We start from the raw sequence: 20,071 nt of genomic DNA, 5'->3' as shown, positions 1-20,071 counted from the left end.
CCTGGGGCCGCCGTCTTACAGAAGGCCGGCGATGCCGTCCCACAGAAGCTTGACCGCGACGACCGCCACGGTCGCATAGGTGAAGGGATAGAACAGCTCCGGCCGCATCCGCCGCACCAGCCAGGCGCCGGCGATTGTCGACAGCGGCGCCAGCGGCATCAGCACCGCCGACGCGGTCAAATTGGTGGTGTCGAACTGGCCGAGCGCGAAATAGGGGATGAGCTTCAGTGCATTGGTGACGGCGAAGAAGATCGCCGCGGTGCCGGACAGCACCTTCGGATCCAGCCTGATCGGCAACGCATAGACCTGAAAAGGCGGGCCGCCGACATGGGCGACGAAGCTGGTGAACCCGGCAACGGTACCCCAGAAGCCGGCGGCAACGCGGTTGGGCTCCGCCGCGTGGCCGGCACCGTGGCGGAGTTGCAAATAGAGCCAGCGCAGCACGAAGATCAGGGCGACCGCGCCGACGATCAGCCGGACCATCTCTTCGGTTACAAGTGCCGCCGTCAGCCAGCCAAGGGCAATTCCGATCACGGCACCCGGCATCATGTCGGCCAGCATCTTGCGGTCGAAGATACCCCACCATGTCCACACCGAGACAATGTCCATCAGGCACAGAATTGGCAGAAGAATTGCGGCAGCCTGAACCGGCGGCATGGTCAGCGCCATCAATGGCACGCCGACAAAGCCGACGGCGCCGCCGAAGCCGCCTTTCGACAGGCCGACGAGGATGACGGCCGGCATGGCCGCGGCATAGAACCAGGGATCGATGAGCAGGCCTGACATGGGGAAAGGAGGCTGGAGGGGAAGTTGAACTCTGGAATAGACCAGAAATGGCCAGACCGCGACCGCAAATACGTGGGCCACGCCACCGGAGCCCGTCACATGTTTGGCATGTCGAGCGGCGGCGGGCGTCTCCGGATCGGCTGCGCCTTGATGATGGCGGTGCTGGTTTCGGCCTTGTCGGCGATGCGGTCGAGAATCCCGTCGAGCTCGCCGATCGAGCGGACGAACAGCCGGGCAACGAAGCAGTCATCGCCCGTCACCTTGTCGCATTCGCCGAATTCCGGGATTTCCTCGATCAGCTTCTGGACGATGTGCAGCTTACCGGGCAACGGCCGGATGCGAACGATCGCCTGCAAGGCGTAGCCGAGCGCCTGCGGATCGATGTCGATGGTGAACGCGCGAATGACGCCGCGATCCTCAAGCCGCCGAAGCCGCTCCGAAACGCTTGGTGACGACAACCCGACCTGCAGCGCCAGTTCCTTCAGCGAGGTCCGTGAATCCCTGACCAGGATATCGAGGAGCTTTCTATCGAGCTCGTCCAGCATTTTACAATTCCAAGAAAAAGCCGATGTTTACCTAATTAAATTAGGTTCGTTCTGCATATCACCATTTACAAGTCATGGAAAGGCCCGATCCGCCGTGGGATTATAAAATCTCAACGGGTTTCAGGAGCATCCATGGACAACACGGTACGCGGCACGATCGAAATGACTGCGGCGATGGCGATCCTCGGCACGATCGGCTGGTTCGTCGTCCTGTCCGGCCAACCCATCATGGACGTGGTGTTCTGGCGCTGCGCCTTCGGTGCGGTAACGCTGCTGGTTATCTGCACGGCGCTGGGACTGCTGCGCGGCAGGCTGTCGCTTCGCATTGTCGCGATCGCGGCTCTCGGCGGTGCTGCCATCGTTATCAACTGGCTGCTGCTGTTCAGCGCGTTTTCCCGCGCGTCGATCTCGATCGCCACGGCTGTCTACAATACGCAGCCCTTCATGCTGGTCGGTTTTGGCGCGCTCTTCTTCTCCGAACGGCTGACGGTGACCAAGCTGACCTGGCTCGGCATCGCCTTTGCCGGCATGCTGCTGATCGTGCAGGCCGCGCCCGATGCAGGCGATCATGGTACGGATTACTCTACCGGCATTGCGATGGCGCTGGCCGCGGCTTTCTTCTGGGCCGTTGCGGCTATCGTCACCAAGAAGCTCAAAGGCACGCCACCACACCTGATCGCCCTGATCCAGGTCTGCGTCGGCGTTCTCATGCTGGCACCCTTCGCCAATCTCACGCACCTTCCCGTCGATGCGCGGAGCTGGGTCATGCTGGCGACGCTCGGCATCGTCCACACCGGCCTGATGTACATCCTCATGTACGGCGCCATCCAGAAGCTGCCGACGCATCTGCAGGGATCGCTCTCCTTCATCTATCCAGTCGTCGCCATCCTCGTCGACGTCGTCGCCTTCGGCCACCGGCTGCATCCGGCGCAGATCGCCGGCGCCGCCGCCATCCTGGTCGCCGCCGCCGGCATGAACCTCGGCTGGTCGCTGTGGAAATCGAAGGTGCCTGCGTAGGGCCGCAAGCGACCAGGCGAGGAGAATTTCGGCCAACGGCAGCCATGCTGCCGAGCCCGATAGAATCTTGACGGCAATCGTGATCCCGCTGCCGCCTGTTCAATCCCCGCACTTTGCTCTATGCCGCAATGCAACCATCTTCGCCCGGCATAGGCGATAACCGGGACCGAACACCAATGAATGACGCAACGCCCCCCAACCGCTGCCGTATCGTGTTGATCGCGCCGCCGAACGTGCCGGCCGAGCGCATCGCCGCAGCCTTCGACGGCGGTGACGTCGCCTCGCTGATCCTGCCGGAAAACGGCATGGACGAGGCCGCCTTCCAGGCCTTTGCCGAGCAGATCGTGCCGGTGGCGCAAGCGGCCGGCATTGCCGTCATCATTGCTGGCGACACCCGCATCGCCGGCCGCGTCCAGGCCGACGGCATCCATGTCGAGGTCGGCAGGGACGAGCTCGCCGAAACGATCGAACACTTCCAGGCCAGGATGATGGTCGGCACCGGCGGCGCCAAGACCCGCGACGACGCGCTGGAACTTGGCGAGGTCAGGCCCGATTATATTTTCTTCGGTCGCTTCGGCTACGACAACAAGCCGGAGCCGCATCCCCGCAACCTGTCGCTCGGGCAATGGTGGGCGGACGTGATCCAGATCCCTTGCATCGTCATGGCCGGATCCGATCTTGCCTCGGTGGAAGCTGTCGCCGCCACCGGTGCCGAATTCGTGGCGCTTTCCAGCGCGGTTTTCGCCGGCGACGTCGATCCGAAGACGGCGGTTGCCACCGCCAACGCGCTGCTCGACGAAACCGCACCGCGCTTCGAGGACTGACGTGCTCTCTCGGACGATCCTTTTCAGCGCTTTTCTCGCAACGGCCGTAACCCAGGCGATAGCGGCGGAACCCGTTCCGCTGCCGCAGCCGAGGCCGGATTCCAGCGAGCCTGCCGACAAGCCGTTTCTCCCACCATTGCCGCAGCCCGCCACCACGGCCCCTTTGCCGTCGGCCGATACCATCAACCCCGACCGCTTCGGCGCAAAACCGTCCGACGCCGCCTACGGCGCCTTTCAGCGCGGCCTCTACAAGACGGCCTACAACCTTGCGATTTCCCGTGCTCAAAACGGCGATCCGGCGGCACAGACGCTGGTGGCCGAGATATTGTCGCGCGGCCTCGGCGTGCCGGTCGACGCGGCAGGGGCGGCGAAGTGGTATGCGCTTGCCGCCGAGCAGGGCATCCCGGAATCGCAATTCCAGTATGCGCTGATGCTGCTCGATGGCCGCTACGTCAAAAAGGACGAGAAGGAGGCCTATGCGCTGATGCAGGCCGCCGCCGAAGCCGGCAACCGCCTGGCGCAGTTTAATTTTGCCCAGCTGATGGTCGAACAGGAGCCCGGCGATGCCGGTATTGCCAAAGCCGTATCCTATTACGAGCGCGCCGCCGCGACCGGGCTTGCCGACGCACAATATGCGATGGCACAGGTCTACGCCAATGGCGCCGGCGGCAAGGCGCGCGACGATGTCCGCGCCCGCGGCCTGCTGGCACAGGCTGCGCGGCAGAACTACGACACGGCGCAGATCGATCTCGCCACCTGGATGATCGAGGGGCGCGGCGGCGCCCGCGACCTGAAATCGGGCTTTAACTGGATGAAGCAGGCCGCAGAAGGCGGCAACGTCGCCGCCCAGAACCGTCTCGCCAAGCTCTACATGAACGGCATCGGCACCGATCCGGATCTGATCCTCGCCGGCGCCTGGTATGTTGTCGCCCGCCGCGCTGGGCTCATCGACCAAGAGATGGACGATTTCCTGCAGGGCCTGACCGACGAGCAGACGCAGCAGGCGCTGCAACGGGCCAATCGCCTGCCCTGACTGTGATCTCGCGACTCATTGCACCCGGACTCGCAAGCGCGAGGCTCATTGCGTATGATCGAGCACGACCTTGCCGAAGGGCGAGCCGTGTTCAAGGTACCGAAAGGCTTCGGCGGCCTGGGTCCACGGTACGACCCGGTCGATCACCGGTCTCAATCGGTTGACGACAATGGCGCGGTTCATCGCCTCGAAGGATTCGCGTGAGCCCACCGGTATGCCTCGCGCCCTGACCTGCCGGCGGAAGATGTCGAGCGGGTTGATGGCGCCGTCACTGCCGCCGAGATAGCCGATGACGTTGATCTGGGCGCCGCGCGCCGCTGCCCTCAGCGATTGTGTAAAACTCTGCGGTCCGCCAACCTCGATGATATGGTCGGCGCCGCGCCCATCCGTCAATCCCAACACGGCCGATGCCCAGTCGGGGACGCTGCGATAGTTCACGCCATCATGCGCGCCCAGTTGCTTTGCCCGTGCAAGTTTCTCGTCGCTGCTCGACGTCACGATGACGCGCGCCCCGGCAGCGGCGGCGAATTGCATCGCAAACAAGGAAACGCCGCCGGTGCCGAGACAAAGTACGGTATCGCCGGGCTTGACGCTGCCCTCTGTAAACAGCGCGTGCCATGCCGTCACGCCGGCGCAGGGCAGCGTCGCCGCCTCGAAGTCGCTCAGATTGGCCGGCGCCAGCACCGCCGCCTGTTCATCGAGCCGAGCAAATTCGCTGAGCAGCCCGTCGATCGGGCCGCCACGTTGATAGGAGGGCTCGGCCATCGCGAAACTGCCGCCGACCCAGCGCTGCCAGAACGTGCCGCAGACCCGGTCGCCGATCTGGAACCTGCTGACCTCGGCGCCGACGGCTACGACTTCGCCGACGCCGTCCGACAGCGGCACCAGCGGCAATGCAAACTTCGTGTGATAGCTGCCGCGGACGATCTCGGCATCGCGGTAGTTCAGCGCCGTCGCCTTCACCTTCACAATCATCTCTTGGCGCCCTGGTTCAGGCATCGGCCGCTCGACCATTCTGAGATTCTCGAGGCCGCCCGGGCTCTGCAATTCGATCGCTTTCATCGTGTTCCTTCTCTGCTGGTCCTGCCGGAGGAAAATCGCTTGCCATCCATCGGATTTCAAATTCATAATGTTCAGCATAATTATGCCTCTCTGACATGTTCAGGTGTCTCGTGCTCGAAGAACTGAAAACACTGGCCCTCTTTGCCGAGGAGGGTTCGATTCAGAAGGTGGCTCGACGCCTGCCGTTGACGCAGCCGGCCGTCACCCGCCAGATCCAGCGGCTGGAGGAGATGCTCGGCACGGAATTGCTCGACCGCCGGCTAAAGCCGTCGCGACTGACCCCGGCCGGCGTAGAGGTGCTGGCACGCGGCAAGGACATTCTCGCCGCCGTCGACGCGCTGCGATCATTCGCCAGGGGCAACGAGCCGGAGGGTCTGCTGCGGCTCGGCCTCGCCCATGGACTTTGCGACAAAGCCGTGGCCGCCGCCATTGCTGATGCCGTGGCGCGGTTTCCGAAGGTTTCGCTGCGTCTGAAGAGCGGTTGGAGCCTTGAGCTGGCCGACCAGCACAAGCGCGGACAGCTCGACCTCGCCTTCATCCTGGACGGCGGCAATTCCAAAACTGGCGACGGCGTTGTCGGAACCGAGCCCCTCGCCATCATCGCCGCCGAAAACACCGGCCGGCAAGCCGACGTCAAGACCATGCCCTGGGTTCTCAGTCCTGAACCGTGCGACGCGCGCCGGCGGCTGGCGGCTGCCCTTGCCGAGGGCGGCCACAGGTTGATGGTCGGCGCCGAGATTCAGGACAGCGCGCTGCAGATCGACTGGGTTCGTCGAGGCCAAGGCCTTGGCCTGCTGCCCAAGCGGCTGCTGCAGGAAAAGCTGCCGGAGGGCATTGCCCTGGTCGACGCTCCCGGCCTCGAGCTGTCGCTGCGAATTGTCGTCTTGCGTTCGCCGCACCTGCATCTTTTAACAGAGGTAGCCGACGCCATGAGCGCGGCCGTAACCGCCATCGTCAGGACGGACTGAGGCTGCCGCGCCGCGCTGCCGGGCGAGCTTCGTTCCCGCTTCATCGGAAGGCGCTCCTTGCCTCTGCTAGCGATTTGTGGTCTTGGAGGCGCCAAATTGCCCTTTGCGGCGATCATCTCATTTCCGGATCACCTCACCATGGCCAAGATCAATGGCAACGAAATCCGTCCCGGCAACGTCATCGAGCATGATGGCGGCCTTTGGGTGGCGGTCAGGACCAACACCGTCAAGCCCGGCAAGGGCGGCGCCTACAACCAGGTCGAACTCAAGAACCTGATCAACGGCACCAAGCTCAACGAGCGCTTCCGTTCGGCCGAGACGGTCGAGCAGATCCGGCTCGATCTGAAGGATTTTTCCTTCCTCTACGAGCAGGGCGACGCGCTGGTGTTCATGGACACCGAAAGCTACGAGCAGCTCGAATTGCAAAAGGAGTTCGTCGGCGATCGCGCCGCCTTCCTGCAGGACGGCATGATGGTGACGGTCCAGCTCTATGACGAAAGGCCGATCGGCATTTCGCTGCCCGACCAGGTGACGCTGACCATCACCGAGGCCGACCCGGTGGTGAGGGGCCAGACGGCAGCCTCGTCCTACAAGCCGGCGATACTCGAAAACGGCATCCGTGTGCTGGTGCCGCCGTTCATCGGCTCGGGCGAGCGTATCATCGTCGATACCAACGAAATCACTTACGTACGCCGCGCCGACTAAGGCGTGATCCCGAAAAGTGGCAGACTTTTTGGATAGGATCACGCGTCAAAGCAGATAGGCGCAGCGACAGGAAGAAGAGCAATGGCGCGTTCCGCGATCCTCAATGTCATGGTCCAGGCCGCAATGAAGGCCGGCCGCTCGCTGTCGCGCGACTTCGGCGAAGTGCAGAACCTGCAGGTCTCGATGAAGGGGCCGGGCGACTATGTCAGCCAGGCCGACCGCAAGGCCGAAGACATCGTCTTTGCCGAACTGTCCAAGGCGCGGCCCGGCTACGCCTTCCTGATGGAGGAACGCGGCGTGATCGAGGGCGACGACGGCCAGCACCGCTGGATCGTCGATCCGCTCGACGGCACCACCAATTTCCTGCACGGCATCCCGCTGTTCGCGATCTCGATCGCGCTGGAGCGCCAAGGCCAGATCGTCGCCGGCGTCATCTACAATCCGGCGATGGACGAGCTCTACACCGCCGAGCGTGGCGGCGGCGCCTTCATGAACGATCGACGGTTGCGCGTCGCCGGCCGCACCAAGCTGGTCGATGCGGTGATCGGCTGCGGCGTGCCGCATCTCGGGCGTGGCCAGCACGGCAATTTCCTTGTCGAGTTGCGCAATGTCATGGCCGAGGTCTCGGGCGTGCGCAGCCTCGGCTCCGCCTCGCTCGATCTCGCCTACGTCGCCGCCGGCCGCATGGACGGTTTTTGGGAAATCGGCCTGTCGGCCTGGGATATTGCCGCCGGCATGTTGCTGATCCGCGAGGCGGGCGGCTTCGTCTCCGATTTTGCCGGCGGCCAGGACATGCTGACCGCCGGTTCGGTCGTTGCCGGCAACGAACTCATGCAACGCGCGCTGTTGAAGACGGTGAAGAAGCCGCTCCCAGCGCGCTGATGTAGTCGCGCCGCGCTGAAGCGCCGCAGTCGCAAAACCGCAACCAAAGCTTGAAATACTGTCCCGCGGCCGCCCAGATAAGGCGACGCAGGATCATCGATGACGAACAGCCGGCCCACATCCCAGAGCGAATTATCCCAGCTCGACATCCCCTTCATGGGGCGCTGGCATTACTCGCGCGCCGAGATCATCGCCGACGGTATCGTCCACGCCGTGGGCATCGTGCTGGCGATCGCTGCCGGCTCGACGTTGCTGGCACTGGCCGCCTATCGAACCGGCCCCGGCGAATATGTCGCCGCCGCCTTCTATGTGGTCTCGCTGCTCACCGTGCTGTCGGTTTCGCTGGCCTATAATCTGTGGCCGGTATCGTCGCCGGCGAAATGGATATTGCGGCGCTTCGACCATGCGGCGATCTACCTGCTGATCGCTGCGACCTACACGCCGTTCCTTGCCCAGCTCGGCGGCTCGCCGCTGGCTGTTTCGATGATCGTCCTGGTCTGGATCGCCGCGACGGTCGGCATCGCCATCAAGGTCTTTCTCCCCGGCCGTTTCGACCGGCTGGCAATCGTGTTCTATCTCGCCATCGGCTGGAGCGGCATCGTTCTGGTGGAGCCGCTCCTACGGACGCTGCCGGCGACATCGATCGCCCTCATCGTTGCCGGCGGCATCGTCTATTCCTGTGGCGTGATCTTCTTCGCCTGGAAAGGCCTGCGCTTCCACAATGCGCTGTGGCACGGCTTTGTCGTCACCGGCGCCGGCCTGCATCTGGCCGCCATGGTCGACTGCCTGGTCATCAACCGGCTTTGACCTCCGGTCGCGGACAGTGGCAATATTGCCAAGCGCCATTCAATTTCGTCACAATTCCGTTTAGAGTCGCAAACACAATGTGATCGGCGGCGATGGCATCGGAAACGGGGCACGGATGACTTTACTCAGATCCTTCGGCATGGGCAGGCGCTCCGACGTTCTGATCTACGACCCGCACAAATTGTCGAGCCCGCAGGTCTTTCTGCTGACCATGGTGATCTTTCTGTTCATCGTGGCCTTTATCGCCGCCATCCTGACCCGCCAGATCTCGACCGCCTTCGTCACCAATCCCGGCCTCAACGGCCTGATCATCGGCGTGCTGGCGGTCGGCATCCTGCTGGCCTTCGTCCAGGTCGGCCGGTTGTTCCGCGAGGTGCGCTGGGTCAATTCGTTCCGCGCCGGTTCCGAAACCACCGAACCCGTGCTGCTGGCGCCGATGAAGGCGATGATCGGCCGCTCCTCGACGATTGCCTTCTCGACCAGTTCGATGCGCACCATGCTGGATTCGATCGCCACCCGCCTCGACGAAAGCCGCGACACCTCGCGCTACCTTGTCGGGCTGCTGGTGTTCCTCGGCCTGCTCGGCACCTTCTGGGGCCTGCTCAACACGATCGGCTCGATCCGCGAAACCATCGAGTCGCTCGATCCCGGCACCGGCGACGCAGCGGCCGTGCTCGAATCCCTGAAGCAGGGGCTTTCCGCCCCTTTGGCCGGCATGGGCACCGCTTTCTCGTCGTCTCTGTTCGGCCTGTCCGGCTCGCTGGTGCTCGGCTTCCTCGACCTGCAGGCCGGCCGCGCCCAGACGCGCTTCTATACCGAGCTCGAGAACTGGCTGTCCTCGGTCACCGACCTGTCCTCCGACATCGTCGTTGCCGACGCGGCCAAGAGCGAACCCTCCGATGAAATCCGTCTGTTGTCGGAAAAGCTGCGCACCCTGCAGGAGAATGGCGGCGGCTCCAATCCGCGCGTCGCCACCGCCATGGCCAATCTCGCCGACGGCATTTCTGGCCTGGTCAAGAACATGCGCTCGGAACAGCAGATCATGCGCGACTGGGTCGAGGCCCAGTCCGACGAGCAGAAGGCGATGCGCAACACCCTGGAGAAGATCGCCGACGCCTTGAAGAAACCTGGAGTGCATTGACGTGGCGTTGGCACGAGGCCGGCGCTCCGACCGCCGCATCGATTACTGGCCTGGCTTCGTCGATGCGCTGTCGACGCTGCTGTTGGCGATCATGTTCCTGCTCACGGTTTTCGTGCTGGCGCAGTTCCTGCTCGGCCGCGAGATCTCCGGCAAGGACACGGTGCTCAACCGCCTCAACTCCCAGATCAATGAGTTGACCCAGCTTCTGGCGCTGGAGCGCTCGACGACGCAGGACAAGGAGGACACCCTTGCCAATTTGCAGGCCTCGCTGTCTGCATCGGAGGCGGAAAAGAGCCGGCTCGAACAATTGCTGGCGCAAGGCGCTGGCGCCGGCGACGCCGCCAACCAGCGCGCAACGGCACTTTCCGGCGAGCTCGACAGCCAGCGCCAGATCAGTCAACAGGCACTGAGCCAGGTTGAAATCCTCAACCAGCAGATCGCGGCGCTACGCAGGCAAATCGGAGCGCTCGAAGAAGCGCTCAACGTGTCCGAAACGCGCGATCGCGAGTCCAACACCAAGATTGCCGATCTCGGCCGCCGCCTCAACGTCGCGCTGGCGCAACGCGTGCAGGAACTGAACCGCTACCGCTCCGATTTCTTCGGCCGCTTACGTGAAATTCTCGCCGACCGCGAGAACATCCGCATCGTCGGCGACCGCTTCGTCTTCCAGTCGGAAGTGCTTTTCCCGACCGGCTCCGAAGTGATCAACGATGCCGGCAAGGTCGAAATGAAGAAGCTCGCCGATGCCATCATCGAATTGCAGAAGGAGATCCCGCCGGAGATCAACTGGGTGCTGCGCGTCGACGGCCACACCGACAACAAGCCGCTCTCCGGCACCGGCCGCTACCGCGACAATTGGGAATTGTCGACGGCGCGCTCGACGTCGGTGGTCAAGTTCCTGATCGAGAACGGCGTCCCGGCCAACCGGCTGGTCGCCGCCGGCTTCGGCGAATTCCAGCCGCTCGACCCCGCCGATACCGAAGAGGCGCGCAACAAGAACCGCCGCATCGAGCTGAAGCTGACCGAGCGGTGATCTGCAAGCCTTTGGCTCGTTACATGCACCGGATCGAGCCGGCTCAAGTCGGCGGCATCTAGGGCACTGGTGCGGCAGCGGCAAGAGCTGAAAAAATTACCTTTTTTTAATTACACTTTGCCACCACCACCTTTTAGCCTTGGTCATGGGCCGAGAACCGCCGGCGGTGGAACCGCTCATCGCGACGCGACGGAACCTGACGGCCCGCGGCCGGAAGGCGGGCCCCTCCCAACCACCGCCTTCCCCAGTAAAGGAGACGCAACCATGCGCTTCTTCGCTCCCAGGAACCTCAGGACTGCTACGCTCGCCACACTTCTCCTCGCCGTTCCGTTTGCTGGCGCTTACGCCGGCCCGCGTGTGACGGCCTTGATCAATCAGATCCAGAGCGTGGAGACGGGTATCCAGGGCGCCATCCGGGCGAACAAGCTCGAGCCGGGCGAGGCGCGTGACTTGCGCACGCAGGTCGCTCAACTCGATCGGGCCGCCCAGAGGGCCGCGCGCGATGGAACGATGCCGAGCACGCAATATCAGCAGTTGCTGGCGCAGCTCGACGATGTCAGCCAAAAGCTACGCGCTGATACCGGCAGTGCCTTCCTCATCGGCAACGGCGGCGATGGCGGATACTATCCTAACGGCTACGGCCCAAACTATCCAGGCGGCTGAGATCGGCCGCAGCGCCCGGCGCTGTGGCAATTGATTTTGCGTATGATCCTTTTCCAGTTTTCGGTTCAGGGATCATGCGCTAGCCCAACGCCAGCGCAATCAGCGCCAGCATTGCCGGCACTGTCTGGATGAACAGGATTTTACGGCCCACCGTCGCCGCGCCGTAGAGACCGGCGACGGCGACGCAGAGCAGGAAGAAGACTTTGAACTGGAAACCGGCTTCGCCGAGGTAAAGCCCCCAGATCAGCCCGGCTGCGAGAAAACCGTTGTAAAGTCCCTGATTGGCCGCAAGCACTTTCGAGGCACTGGCGAATTCCGGCGTCAGCTTGAATACCATGTGGCCGCGCGGCGTGTCCCACAGCACCGTCTCCAGATAGACGATGCAGAGGTGGATCACGGCCACCAGCCCGACCAGCACATTGGCGATCATATCTCGTCTCCCCCATTGCGGTCTGCCGCCGCCGACGACATTGATCACGCACGCCACGCTTCCGCAAGATGCCGTTCGGCCGTTGCGGCCGGCAGTCAATGCATCGGTCGCAGACGGTCTTCAGGGGTTGCCAACACTTTTGCGTTGGTATCTTTTCCCGCCGTCAAATCAGCGGAACCCACCATGTCCTTTCAAAAACTCGACGACCTCGGCCACAAGCTCGAAGCGCTGGAACATGCCCTCGCCATTCTCGGCGCCGACGAGGCGACCCATATGGCGGTCGGCGGCGGCGAGAAGCGCGCCGAGGCGATGTCGGCGCTTGCCGGCATGCACCACACCCAGGCGACTGCGCCGGAGATTGCCGACTGGATCGCGGCGGCCGAGCAGGAGGCGTTGAACGAAGAGCAGCAGGCCGCGGTCAGGGAATTCCGCCGGCAGTACACCAACCTGACCTGCCTGCCGGTCGAGTTCGTCGAGCGCCAGACGACTGTACGCATGCGCTCCGAGCAGCTCTGGCGCGACCTGCGCGCCAAGAACGACTGGGCCGGCTTCCTGCCGGCACTCGAAGGCGTCGTGGCGCTGGTCCGCGAGGAGGCGACACTTCGCGCCGAGGTGCTCGGGCTCGAGCCTTACGACGCGCTGATGGAGCAATATGACCCGGGCAATCGCACCGCCGACATCACGCCGGTGTTTGCCGAGTTGAAGGCCTTCCTGAAAGGCTTCGTACCGGAGGCACTGGCCGTGCAGGAAGAGCGGCTGGCGAAACATCCGCTGAAGCCGCTTTCCGGCAGCTACCCCTTGGACAAGCAGCGCGAGCTCGGCCTCGCCATGATGGCCGCAGTCGGCTTCGACCTCACCCACGGCTCGCTGTCGGTTTCGCACCATCCCTTCTGCGGCGGTGTGCCGAGCGACGTGCGCATAACCACCCGCTACAAGACCTCGGATTTCCTGTCGGCGCTGATGGGCGTGCTGCACGAGACCGGCCATGCGCTGTACGAGCAGAACCTGCCGAAGGCGTGGGCGCACTGGCCACTCGGCAGAGCGCGCGGCATGGCGGTGCATGAAAGCCAGAGCCTGTTCGTCGAAAAGCAGATCGGCCGCAATCCAGAATTCTGGCGCTGGGCACTGCCGGTGGTCGAAAGACACCTTGGTGAGAGCTGGACGATCGACGACATCCTGCCGCATGTGCACCGGGTCGAGCGCGGTCTGATTCGCGTCGATGCCGACGAGGTCACCTACCCGCTGCATGTCATCCTGCGCTACGAGCTGGAGCAGGAGCTTGTCTCGGGGCGGCTGGAAGCAGCCGACCTGCCCGAGGCCTGGGATGCCAAGATGCGCGATTATCTCGGCCTGTCGACATCAGACAATCCGGCTGATGGTCCGATGCAGGACGTCCACTGGCCGGGTGCCGCCTTCGGCTATTTCCCCTCCTACACGCTGGGCGCCATGATGGCGGCGCAGCAATGGGCGGCGCTGACCAGAGATCATCCTTCAGCCGACGAAGACCTCGCCAAGGGAGATTTCGCCGCGATCAACGACTGGCGCCGCAAAAGGATCTGGTCGCAAGGCTCGCGCTGGTCGACGCCGGAACTGCTCGAACGCGCCACCGGCGAAAAGCTCAATGCCGTGCATTTCACCGATCACCTGAAGAAGCGGTACGGTAACTGAGTCGCTTCGTCTGTTCCTGGTTCTTGCTGCGGTGACCGCAGAAATCCGCGAAACTGGCCTTTACTTTGGTGGGAAAGCCTCTGAAAAAGGAGTTCTTCCAAGTTGGGCGAGCGTAGATGTCTGCCTGTTACAGTTTTCATGGGATGAAGTCTTTCTGGCCCCGCTTGGTATTTTTCATCTTGTTGATCGGCCTGAGTTCTCCGGCCATGTCCGACGACATGGTTCTCAAGGGCCCCGCGGAAAGCTGGGTAACGCAGGTTGATACTCCGGCTGCCGATCCCACCCGATCGGATCAAATCAAGAATGGCGTTTCATGGCTGCTCTCGGACGACCAGATCAAGCATCGCGCCGGCGGCTATGTCGAGTACTCGCGCACAGTCTATAGAATCGTTGACCGTCCCGGGCTGGATCGGGGCGCGAGTATCGATCTGCAATTCGATCCGTCCCGGCACAAGGTCACGCTCAACCATCTTCACATCATCCGCGACGGCGCCGTTTTGGACCGGCTGGAAGACGTCGAATTCGACATCTTCCGCAGGGAAAGAGATGCCGAGAAAGGCGTCTTCGACGGCTGGCTGACAGCACATGTCAACATCGATGACGTGCGCGCCGGCGACATCGTTGATTACGGATCGACCTATGAGATAACGCCGCTCGTCGGCAAGGATCTCTTCTTCAAGAATTTCTCCACCGAATGGGAAGAGCCGGTAGCGCTTATCCGCACGAGCATCATTTGGCCTTCGGGCCAGCCGCTCGAGACCAAGACAAGGGGGACCCAACTCAAGCCTTCGATCTCGTCGACAGGGCCGGACACGACCTATCTGTGGGAAATTCCAAACCCGAAACCGGTCAATGTCGAGGACAACCTGCCCGTGACATATCCAGGCTGGGGCTCTATCGATGTCGCATCGACCGCGAATTGGCAAAGTGTGGTCGATGCTGTTGCGCCCTATTACAAGCCAGCGACCGTTTTTCCCTCGGCTTTTGCCGCAAAGCTCGACGACATCGCACTGCGGCATCCCGTGCCCGAAGACCGGATGGTCGAGGCAATGCGGTTGGTGCAGGACCAGATCCGCTATGTAAGCCTGTCGATGGGTGCCGGTTCCTACATTCCGCGTGATCCCGCGACCGTCATCCTGAGCGGGTTTGGTGACTGCAAGGACAAGGCACTGCTGCTGGTTTCTTCGCTTGTGCGGCTTGGCATTGCTGCCGAGGTTGCCCTGGCCGATCTCGACGAAGGGCGGGCCCTGGACCAGCATCTGCCGGCGCTTCGCGATTTCGACCATGCCATCGTCAAGGCGAGGATCGGAACAAAGACATATTGGCTGGATGCTACCGACTATCTTCAGGGCGGCAAGGCGCCCAATCTCGCACAGTCGGACTACGGCTTCGCGCTGCCGCTTTCCAGCACCGGCGGATTGGAGAAGATGCCGAGTCCTGTGCTTACCAGCCCATCGATCCAGATCGCCGAGGACTTCGATTTTCCGCGGAAACCGGGCGATCCCCTCGTGCTGACGGTCTTCTCGACATATCAGGACGCCGATGCCGATTGGATGCGCGGCAATTTGGCCAGCCGGTCGCTGAGCGAGGTGTCGGACGCCTACCTGAAATACTACAACAAGCAATATGCGGGCATCCAAACCGTCGCCAAGCCGGAAATCGTGGATCGCCGCGACGACAACATAGTGAGCGTGAAGGAAAGTTATCGCTTGCCGGCAGAGGCGCTGGCGGCCAACGATCTGGCAAAGAATTTCCCGATCCGCGCGGCCGATCTCGGCAACAACTCTCTTCCAACCCCGACAATCGTCGACCGAACCGGGCCCGTCTCCATCGGCCCCCAGTTCTACCGGCGTCACAAGATGACGGTGCGCAACCTCAAGGCGAGGTTTTCCGGCGAGTCGATGAAAAACGTCGTGACGCCCTATCTGTCTCTCAAGGCGTCCTGGTCCAACACGCCCACCGAATTTCAAGTCGAATGGAACTTTCAGAGCCTGGCAACTGAAGTGCCGGCCAAGGCGATTGCCGACTATCTGAAAACCGTCGATGACGTCGCGGACGAAATCCGGTGGCAGTACGATTTTACCTATGAAGAGCCGCCTGCCGATGTGCAGCTCAGCGATCCGGCAAAGGAGCAGCGCCAGACCGTCGCCAGCATGCTTTTGTTGTCGTTGCTTGTCGGCGTTCCCCTGTTCATCGCCTATCGACGCGGCAAACGCCGAGCTTTCGGTAGCTGAAGAATCCCAGCGGTCGCTGGGGGACCTACTCGGCCGCGCCCCTGAAGGCATTCGCCCCGGTTTCGAACTGCAGCTTGGCCAGCCGCGCATAGATGCCGCCCTTGGCGACCAGGCTCTGATGCGTGCCTTCCTCGACGATGCGGCCGCCATCCATGACCAGGATGCGATCGGCCTTCAGCACGGTTGCCAGCCGATGGGCGATGACGATCGTGGTACGCCCCTGCATCAGCCGGTCGAGCGCCGTCTGCACCAGCGTCTCGCTTTCGGCATCGAGTGCCGAGGTCGCCTCGTCGAGCAGAAGGATCGGCGCATCGCGCAAAATGGCGCGGGCGATCGCCACGCGCTGGCGCTGGCCGCCCGACAGCGTCACCCCGCGCTCGCCGACCTGGCTGTCATAGCCCTTTTCGAGTTTCAGGATGAACTCGTCGGCAAGCGCGTCTTTCGCCGCCGCCTCGATCTCGGCCTGGCTGGCGCCAGGCCGGCCAAAGCCGATATTGTCGCGCGCGCTTGCGGCAAAGATGGTGACATCCTGCGGCACGATGGCTATGCGCGCGCGGATCGCGGCCGGATCGGCCTCGCGCAGATCGACTCCGTCGATGACGATCCTGCCGGCTTCCGGATCGTAGAAGCGCAGAAGCAGCGAAAACACGGTGCTCTTGCCGGCGCCGGATGGTCCGACGATCGCCACCGTCTCGCCGGGTTTGACCTGAAAGCTGAGGCCATGGACGGCGGCGCGGTCGGGCCGGGCCGGATAGGAGAAGGAGACATCGTCGAAGCTGATCGCGCCTCTCGCCTTTGCCGGCAGCGGCTTCGGATCGGCGGGCGCCTGGATCGCGGGTTTCTCGGCCAGGATCTCGGTCAGCCGTTCGGCAGCGCCTGCTGCCTGGGACAGTTCGCCCCAGACCTCCGACAAGGCGCCGAGCGCGCCAGCAGCGAACACCGAATAGAGCAGGAATTGGCCAAGCGTACCTGGCGACAGCGTGCCGTCGAGCACGTCGCGCGAACCGAACCACAGCACCGCCACCACCGAGGAAAAGATCATGAAGATGGCGAAGAAGGTGAGAAAGGAGCGGGCAAAGATCGAGGCCCGCGCCGCTTCGAACGCTGCTTCCACGGCGGATGAAAAATACCCGGTGACAAGCTTCTCGTTGGTGAAGGCCTGCAGGGTGCGGACCGCGCCGATCTGCTCGCTGGCATAGGCGGTGGCATTGGCCAGAGTATCCTGCGCCAGCCGTGACTTGCGCCGCACCGAGCGGCCGAAGGCGACCAGCGGCAGCACGATTAACGGAATGGCCGCGATGACCAGGCCGGACAGTTTTGGGCTGGTGAAGACCATCATCGCCACGGCGCCAAGGCCGAGGATGACGTTGCGCAAAGCCACCGAGGCGGTAGCACCCACGGCCGATTTGACCTGTGTCGTGTCGGCGGCGAGCCGCGAGACGATCTCGCCCGACTGGGCCGTGTCGAAGAAGGAGGGCGACAGCGTCGTGACGTGGGCAAAGACATCGCGGCGGATATCGGCAACGACGCGCTCGCCCAGCGTGATGACGAAATAGTAGCGGCTGGCAGACGCCGCCGCCAGCACGGCGGCCATCACCACCAGCATGGCGAAATATTCGGCAATGAAGCTGGAATCGGAAGCGGAAAAGCCGTGATCGATCATCCGCCGCACGGCCAGTGGCAGCGCCAGCGTCGTCGCCGCCGCGACGGCCAGCGAGATGATCGCGCCGATGACCATTTTGCGGTAATGGGTGATGTAGGGAAACAGGCGCTGCAGCGGCCTCAGCGAGCGCCTGCGCTCGTCTGCATCGCCGCTGATGTTCGCCATGACCGTGTCCTTTGGCCTTTTGAGGTTTGCGCCATCAATATGCGCTTGCCGCGGCCTTGTGATTCAATTCCGGCTGATGTATAGGCTCGCCGACCGTTTTAGAAGCCGTGGCTCCTCAATAGCTGCGGCTTCGAGTTTTTAAAAGGGGCGCATCGACGCAGGCTTCAGCCCGTCGGCAGCACCCGGCAAGCCAGGAACAGAACCATGAAGACCGACATCCATCCCGACTACCACACCATCAAGGTCGTCATGACCGACGGCACCGAATACATGACCCGTTCGACCTGGGGCAAGGAAGGCGATACGATGAACCTCGATATCGACCCGACGACCCATCCGGCCTGGACCGGCGGCCAGCAGACCCTGCTCGACCGCGGCGGCCGCCTGTCGAAGTTCAAGAAGCGCTTCGAAGGTTTTGGCCTGTAAGGTCGAAGAACGCTCAAGCCGCATTGGCTGCCTGCAGATAAAAAACCCGCCCTTGTGGCGGGTTTTTTATTCAGCGGATCGTCGCGCGAACGAAATCGCCCTTGATGACGATCGAGGGTTTGGCGCCGGCGGTGTTGGGAAGCGAACTGTCGACGAAGGACGCCAATGCTGTCACCGAATAGCTGATCGGAACCTGCTGGCCGAAGGACAGCGTGGCTTCCAGCGCCTTGCCGGCAATCGCGATGTTTTCGTCCTGCCGGATGCTGCCATAGAAGAGATTGACCTTCAGCGCCTCGCCCTTGAGATCGATGCTCGAAGCATGCCCGTCGAGTGAAACATCGGCGGCCTTGCCGGCGATGGCGATAGTAGAGAAATTCCCCGCCATGTTGGCTTGCAGCGCCGCTTGGTCGATCGACACGGAACTCTCGGGTTGGATGTTGGCGTTGATCTCGACCACGCAGTCCGAAGGATCCAGCCACGAGGAGGGAGCAACATCGATGCGTAGCGTCGAGGCCACCAGCTTCATGTCGCTGGCGGAACGGCAGTCACTGGCGAACCAACTCGAATACCAGCTCGCAAACCAGCCTTCACGGCGGCCGCTGATCGTCGCGTGGTAGGGTGCCGCGGACGAAGTGGTGAGCTTGACGGAACTGGCTTCGCCGGTGATGACGACGGCGCTCACCCCGACGAGATCGAGCGTCTTGGAGGCCTCACCGGTCGCCGGCGATGCCAGGGCAACGCCGGCAAAAGGCAGCAAGACGAGAATTGCGGATTTCATCATTGTCTCCGATCATGTTGGGCGGTCGCGACTGGACCGTGGCGTTGTCGAGATGATCTGAAACGTCGATTTCCGCGACCTTGATCGCGATCCGGGACGACCGCGAACGCAATCCGGGTCATTGTCGGCCGCTGCCCGCTTTGGAACCACGCTTGCGATCATGATCTTCATTCCCCTGCCATTCGTCGTTGCCCTGTTGCTGGTCATCCTGCTCGTTGCAGATGGTCCGCCGAAACGAGGCCGATCTGCGTGAAAACATCGCCTTCATGCTGCTGATCGCCGCCTATGCCTTGCAGTCGGTGCTGATCGGCATTCGCTGGGGTTATGATGTCAGGGCAATCATGCCGTTCCAGTCGGTCCTGGCGACACTGATCGCACCCCTTGCCTGGATAGCCTTCAGCGGTTTGACAAAGGAACCGTCCGCGCATCGCCTGGCATCACTCTGGCCGCATTTGCTGCCGGCCTGCCTGGTTGTCCTGCTCCTGATCTTCTGGCGCGAGCCGGTCGGGCCGGTGATCATCCTCGTTTTCCTGTCCTATGGCGCCGCCCTTCTTTGGCTAGCGCTGGCCGGTCCGGATGTTCTTGTCGAATCGCGTCTCGACGGCGTCTTGCGGTCCTACCGATCGCTGTTGGTGACGGCGCTGGCGATCCTTGCATCGCCGGTCACCGACATCATCATCAGCTTCGACCTCGAATGGACAGGTGGCACTCATTCCGGCGCGGTGATTGCCGCCGCCAACGTCCTAGCGCTGATGCTGCTCGGCAGCGCGGCCGCTGTTGCCAGCGAAACCGCTGCTTCCGACGAAGAGGAAGAGGATGTGTCGCACGCCCAAACCACGCCACGGGTGACCAGCGAAGATTCCGCGGTCGCGGCGGCGGTCGACGCGCTGATGACATCGAAATATCTCTACAAGGATGTCGATCTCAACCTCGGGCGCATCGCCAGGCGGCTCGGCCTCCCCGCACGGCAAGTGTCATCGGCGGTCAATCGCGTCCACGGATCGAGCGTATCCCAATACGTCAACGGCAGGAGGATCGATGAGGCCCGCCGCTTGCTCGCGGCGACCGACGAACCGATCACCCGCATCATGCTCGACGCCGGTTTCCTCAGCAAATCGAACTTCAACCGTGAGTTCCTGCGCATCACCGGCCTGAGCCCGAAGGCATGGCGGCGGAAGTATCGGCCGCCGAAGGGCACGATGCCGGCCATCTCCTTGCCAGGCAAGGGAAAATGAATGCGC

Annotated in this window: 20 protein-coding genes; 14 read left to right on the top strand and 6 right to left on the bottom strand. The window is 62.9% G+C overall.

Annotated features, from left to right (window positions below; translation table 11 throughout):
* Nucleotides 1-15: 15 nt before the first annotated feature.
* Nucleotides 16-786 carry a sulfite exporter TauE/SafE family protein gene (locus NKH05_RS04270; RefSeq protein ID WP_023719619.1) on the bottom strand — a complete coding sequence of 257 codons (771 nt, stop codon included), beginning with the start codon at nt 784-786 and terminating at the stop codon, nt 16-18.
* A 95-nt stretch (nt 787-881) separates the two neighbouring features.
* Complete coding sequence (locus NKH05_RS04265) at nt 882-1,331, bottom strand: Lrp/AsnC family transcriptional regulator (protein WP_023719620.1); 450 nt, start codon at nt 1,329-1,331, stop codon at nt 882-884.
* 132 nt (nt 1,332-1,463) lie between these two features.
* On the opposite strand from NKH05_RS04265, the gene NKH05_RS04260 reads away from it, so the two are divergent.
* The 3 genes from NKH05_RS04260 to NKH05_RS04250 all read left to right on the top strand — a co-directional run bounded on the left by NKH05_RS04260 (nt 1,464) and on the right by NKH05_RS04250 (nt 4,205).
* Nucleotides 1,464-2,348 (top strand): DMT family transporter, encoded by an 885-nt coding sequence (locus NKH05_RS04260; protein ID WP_353025060.1) that lies wholly within the window; start codon nt 1,464-1,466, stop codon nt 2,346-2,348.
* A 176-nt stretch (nt 2,349-2,524) separates the two neighbouring features.
* Complete coding sequence (locus NKH05_RS04255) at nt 2,525-3,172, top strand: thiamine phosphate synthase (protein WP_353025059.1); 648 nt, start codon at nt 2,525-2,527, stop codon at nt 3,170-3,172.
* 1 nt (nt 3,173) lies between these two features.
* Nucleotides 3,174-4,205, top strand: coding sequence for a tetratricopeptide repeat protein (locus tag NKH05_RS04250; RefSeq protein WP_352861127.1), 1,032 nt, complete (start codon nt 3,174-3,176; stop codon nt 4,203-4,205).
* Between the two features lie 45 nt (nt 4,206-4,250).
* Here the strand turns inward: NKH05_RS04250 and NKH05_RS04245 are convergent, their stop codons facing one another.
* A complete protein-coding gene (locus NKH05_RS04245) occupies nt 4,251-5,267 on the bottom strand; it encodes a zinc-dependent alcohol dehydrogenase family protein (protein WP_352494151.1) in 1,017 nt (338 codons plus the stop codon).
* A gap of 95 nt (nt 5,268-5,362) precedes the next feature.
* On the opposite strand from NKH05_RS04245, the gene NKH05_RS04240 reads away from it, so the two are divergent.
* The 7 genes from NKH05_RS04240 (at nt 5,363) to NKH05_RS04210 (ending at nt 11,466) form a co-directional block, all read left to right on the top strand.
* Nucleotides 5,363-6,235 (top strand): LysR family transcriptional regulator, encoded by an 873-nt coding sequence (locus NKH05_RS04240; RefSeq protein WP_352480922.1) that lies wholly within the window; start codon nt 5,363-5,365, stop codon nt 6,233-6,235.
* Nucleotides 6,236-6,373: 138 nt separating this feature from the next.
* A complete protein-coding gene (gene efp, locus NKH05_RS04235) occupies nt 6,374-6,940 on the top strand; it encodes an elongation factor P (RefSeq protein WP_023678016.1) in 567 nt (188 codons plus the stop codon).
* Nucleotides 6,941-7,021: 81 nt separating this feature from the next.
* Complete coding sequence (locus tag NKH05_RS04230; RefSeq protein ID WP_023719626.1) at nt 7,022-7,822, top strand: inositol monophosphatase family protein; 801 nt, start codon at nt 7,022-7,024, stop codon at nt 7,820-7,822.
* Between the two features lie 99 nt (nt 7,823-7,921).
* The gene (gene trhA, locus NKH05_RS04225; protein ID WP_023719627.1) at nt 7,922-8,629 is read left to right on the top strand and encodes a PAQR family membrane homeostasis protein TrhA; all 708 of its coding nucleotides are present in this window, start codon (nt 7,922-7,924) and stop codon (nt 8,627-8,629) included.
* Between the two features lie 115 nt (nt 8,630-8,744).
* A complete protein-coding gene (locus NKH05_RS04220; protein ID WP_023719628.1) occupies nt 8,745-9,770 on the top strand; it encodes a MotA/TolQ/ExbB proton channel family protein in 1,026 nt (341 codons plus the stop codon).
* A 1-nt stretch (nt 9,771) separates the two neighbouring features.
* A complete protein-coding gene (locus NKH05_RS04215; protein WP_352480924.1) occupies nt 9,772-10,803 on the top strand; it encodes a peptidoglycan -binding protein in 1,032 nt (343 codons plus the stop codon).
* Nucleotides 10,804-11,067: 264 nt separating this feature from the next.
* Complete coding sequence (locus NKH05_RS04210; protein ID WP_352480925.1) at nt 11,068-11,466, top strand: hypothetical protein; 399 nt, start codon at nt 11,068-11,070, stop codon at nt 11,464-11,466.
* Between the two features lie 79 nt (nt 11,467-11,545).
* Here the strand turns inward: NKH05_RS04210 and NKH05_RS04205 are convergent, their stop codons facing one another.
* On the bottom strand, nt 11,546-11,896 hold the full coding sequence (locus tag NKH05_RS04205; protein ID WP_352480926.1) for a DUF1304 domain-containing protein: 351 nt from the start codon (nt 11,894-11,896) through the stop codon (nt 11,546-11,548).
* A gap of 183 nt (nt 11,897-12,079) precedes the next feature.
* On the opposite strand from NKH05_RS04205, the gene NKH05_RS04200 reads away from it, so the two are divergent.
* Entirely contained in the window at nt 12,080-13,564 is a 1,485-nt protein-coding gene (locus NKH05_RS04200) for a carboxypeptidase M32 (protein WP_352857550.1), read from the top strand.
* 206 nt (nt 13,565-13,770) lie between these two features.
* Nucleotides 13,771-15,798 carry a DUF3857 domain-containing protein gene (locus tag NKH05_RS04195; protein WP_352857552.1) on the top strand — a complete coding sequence of 676 codons (2,028 nt, stop codon included), beginning with the start codon at nt 13,771-13,773 and terminating at the stop codon, nt 15,796-15,798.
* Between the two features lie 25 nt (nt 15,799-15,823).
* On the opposite strand, the gene NKH05_RS04190 is transcribed toward NKH05_RS04195, so the two are convergent.
* Nucleotides 15,824-17,626: an ABC transporter transmembrane domain-containing protein gene (locus tag NKH05_RS04190; protein ID WP_352480929.1), complete on the bottom strand. Its 1,803-nt coding sequence runs from the start codon at nt 17,624-17,626 to the stop codon at nt 15,824-15,826.
* Between the two features lie 204 nt (nt 17,627-17,830).
* Here NKH05_RS04190 and rpmE point away from each other — a divergent pair, with 204 nt between their 5' ends.
* Nucleotides 17,831-18,052 (top strand): 50S ribosomal protein L31, encoded by a 222-nt coding sequence (gene rpmE, locus NKH05_RS04185; protein ID WP_006327661.1) that lies wholly within the window; start codon nt 17,831-17,833, stop codon nt 18,050-18,052.
* 70 nt (nt 18,053-18,122) lie between these two features.
* Here rpmE and NKH05_RS04180 read toward each other — a convergent pair whose 3' ends face one another.
* Nucleotides 18,123-18,830: a hypothetical protein gene (locus NKH05_RS04180; RefSeq protein WP_352480930.1), complete on the bottom strand. Its 708-nt coding sequence runs from the start codon at nt 18,828-18,830 to the stop codon at nt 18,123-18,125.
* A gap of 221 nt (nt 18,831-19,051) precedes the next feature.
* Between NKH05_RS04180 and NKH05_RS04175 the strand changes: the two genes are divergently transcribed.
* Entirely contained in the window at nt 19,052-20,065 is a 1,014-nt protein-coding gene (locus NKH05_RS04175) for a helix-turn-helix domain-containing protein (RefSeq protein ID WP_353025057.1), read from the top strand.
* Nucleotides 20,066-20,071: the final 6 nt, after the last annotated feature.

Source organism: Mesorhizobium sp. M1399, from assembly GCF_040317735.1.
In the GTDB taxonomy this organism is placed as follows: Bacteria; Pseudomonadota; Alphaproteobacteria; order Rhizobiales; family Rhizobiaceae; genus Mesorhizobium.
Note: the sequence above shows the minus strand (reverse complement) of the source record. Positions and strands in the feature narration are given on the sequence as shown.